The organism is Caulobacter sp. D5 (assembly GCF_003185805.1).
In the GTDB taxonomy this organism is placed as follows: domain Bacteria; phylum Pseudomonadota; class Alphaproteobacteria; order Caulobacterales; family Caulobacteraceae; genus Caulobacter.
Genome location: NZ_QHJY01000522.1, coordinates 1 through 2,838, shown reverse-complemented (window position 1 = coordinate 2,838; position 2,838 = coordinate 1). Strand labels below are relative to the sequence as shown.

The 2,838-nt window shown below is 67.9% G+C and carries 2 protein-coding genes and 1 pseudogene; all 3 read left to right on the top strand.

The window, feature by feature from the left end:
• Window positions 1-22: 22 nt before the first annotated feature.
• Window positions 23-324, top strand: a pseudogene (locus DMC18_RS24770) (putative quinol monooxygenase).
• 16 nt (window positions 325-340) lie between these two features.
• Window positions 341-1,393: a 3-isopropylmalate dehydrogenase gene (gene leuB / locus DMC18_RS24765; protein ID WP_110122131.1), complete on the top strand. Its 1,053-nt coding sequence runs from the start codon at window positions 341-343 to the stop codon at window positions 1,391-1,393.
• Window positions 1,394-1,494: 101 nt separating this feature from the next.
• Window positions 1,495-2,838: CHASE3 domain-containing protein (locus DMC18_RS24760; protein WP_110133409.1), on the top strand; the 1,344-nt coding region annotated here is incomplete at its 3' end.

Here is a 2,838-nt window from a genome sequence, read left to right as displayed (position 1 = left end):
GGGGAAGGGGGAGATTTTCCGAATGACCCTGATCCTCGCCGGCTCCATCCGTTTCGCGCCGAGCGTCTGGAAGCCCTGCGGCCGCACCTGGCGGCCCAGGGGGCCGGATCGCGCGGCGAGCCGGGGTGCCTGGCCTACGCCCTCTCCGAGGATCCGCTCGATCCCGGCCTGATCCGGGTGTTCGAGCACTTCACCGACGAAGCGGCTCTGGCCTTCCATCGCGCTTCGCCGCATATGGCCGCATGGCGTGCGGCCTGCGCCGAGCTCGGCGTCCACGAGCGCCGCATGTCGTCATTCGACGTTTCTGCCTACCGTTCCATTTGAAGCCGAGAGATCTGAAATGGCTACGCTCCTCCTGCTCCCCGGCGACGGCATCGGTCCGGAAGTCTGCGCCGAGGTGCGCCGCGTCGCGGCCGCGCTCACGCCGAACCTGGTGGTCGAGGAAGCCATCTACGGCGGCGCCAGCTACGACGCGCACGGCACGCCGCTGACCGACGAGGTGCGTGATCGCGCCCTGGCCAGCGACGCGGTGCTGATGGGCGCGGTCGGTGGTCCCAAGTGGGCCGACGCCCCGCGCCACCTGCGCCCCGAGGCCGGCCTGCTGAACCTGCGCAAGGCCATGAACGTCTACGCCAACCTGCGCCCGGCCTACTGCTTCGAGGCCCTGGCCGGCGCGTCCAGCCTGAAGACCGAACTGGTCTCGGGCCTCGACATCATGTTCGTGCGCGAGCTGGTCGGCGGCGTCTATTTCGGCGAGCCGCGCGGCATCGATGTGCTGCCCGACGGCCAGAAGAAGGGCTACGACACCGCCCTCTACACCACCAGCGAGATCGAGCGCGCCGGGCGCGTGGCCTTCGAACTGGCCCGCGGCCGCAAGAACAAGGTCCACTCGGCCGAGAAGTCCAACGTCATGGAGTCGGGCCTGCTGTGGAAGCAGGTGATCACCGAACTGCACAAGCGCGAGTATCCCGACGTCGAGCTGGAGCACATCCTGGCCGACAACTGCGCCATGCAGCTGGTGCGCGCCCCCAAGCAGTTCGACGTCATCGTCACCGACAACCTGTTCGGAGACATCCTGTCGGACGCGGCGGCCATGCTGACCGGTTCGCTGGGCATGCTGCCCTCGGCCGCCATCGGCGATCCCAACAAGCCGGGCCTCTACGAGCCGATCCACGGCTCGGCCCCTGACATCGCCGGCAAGGGCCTGGCCAATCCGCTGGCCGCCATCCTGTCGTTCGAGATGGCCCTGCGCTGGTCGCTGAAGGAAGTCGAAGCCGCCGATCGTCTGCTGGCGGCGGTCAAAGCTGCTCTGGATGCGGGTGCGCGTACCCGTGATCTTGGAGGTGAACTTACGACTGTTCAGATGGGTGATGCGGTATTGTGTCGCATCTAAAACGCTGAATAGCGTTGTTATTCCTGCATTTTGCAATCTGTGCTTAAGTTTTATCGCCCAGTTCCTCGTCTTATCGAATGATAGGTTGAGGGCTGGGCGAAATGCGTTTCAACGACTTGAAGATCTCGACGAAGCTGGGCGTCGCGTTCAGCGCGCTGATCATCGCCTTCATCGCCTCGTCGGCGGTGGTGTTCACCAGCCTGCAGCGTATCGAGGACGCCGCCGTCTCCAGCCAGCGCAGCCAGTCGCTGGCCACCGACGCCCAGTCGGTGATGAACCTGGTGCTGGAACAGCAGAACGCCCTGCGAGCCTACGCCCTGCTCGGCGACGCCGATTTCGCCCAGACCTACAAGGACAACGCGGCCCAGTTCGACCAGGCGCTGGACGCCTTCGAGGCCAAGACCACCGTCGCCGAGCAGAAGGCCCGCATCCAGCGCCTGCGCGCGGCGATGGCCGACTGGCGCACGACGATCGCCGAACCGACCCAGGCGGCCATGGCCAACGATCCGGTGATGGGCCGCGTCACCGCCGGCGAACTGACGGGCCGCAAGAGCCTGACCCAGATCCGCGCCGTCCAGCAGGAACTGACCGCCGCGGCCAGCGACCGCGTGGCGCTGCGGGGCAAGGAAATGAAGTCGGCCATGGACACGGCCATCCTGTCGCTGGCGATCGGCGGCGTCGTCGCCCTGGCCATCGCCGGGGTGATGGGCTGGATGCTGTCGGCGACCATCGGCGCCTCGGTGGCGGCCATGACGACGGCCATGCGTCGCCTGGCCGGCGGCGACAACAGCATCGAAGTCCCCGCCGTCGGCCGCAAGGACGAGGTCGGCCAGATGGCGCAGGCGGTGCTGAGCTTCAAGGACGCCGCCATCCACAAGCTGCGCCTGGAAGGCGAGGCGGTCGAGCAGCGTCGCCTGACCGAGAGCGAGCGCGCCCGCGTCGAGGCCGAGAAAGCCGCCAAGGCCCAGGAAGACGCCGTCGCCGTGGCTGCGCTGGCGCAGGCCCTCGATCACCTGTCGAACGGTGACCTGACCTTCCGCATCACCGCCCGCTTCGCCCCGGAAACCGAACAGCTGAAGGCCGACTTCAACGCCGCCGTCGCTCGTCTGGAAGAAGCCATGCGCGGCATCAACGGCGCGGCCGGCGGCATCCGTGCCGGCTCCGAAGAGATCGCCCAGGCCTCCGACGACCTGTCGCGCCGCACCGAGCAGCAGGCCGCCAGCCTGGAAGAAACCGCCGCCGCCCTCGACCAGATCACCGCCACTGTCCGCAAGACCGCGACCGGCGCCAAGGAGGTCTCGGGCCTCGTGGCCGACGCTCGCGCCGGCGCCGAGCGTTCGGGCCGGATCGTCGACCAGGCCGTCAGCGCCATGGCCGGTATCGAGCAGTCCTCGGGCCAGATCGGCAACATCATCGGCGTCATCGACGAGATCGCCTTCCAGACC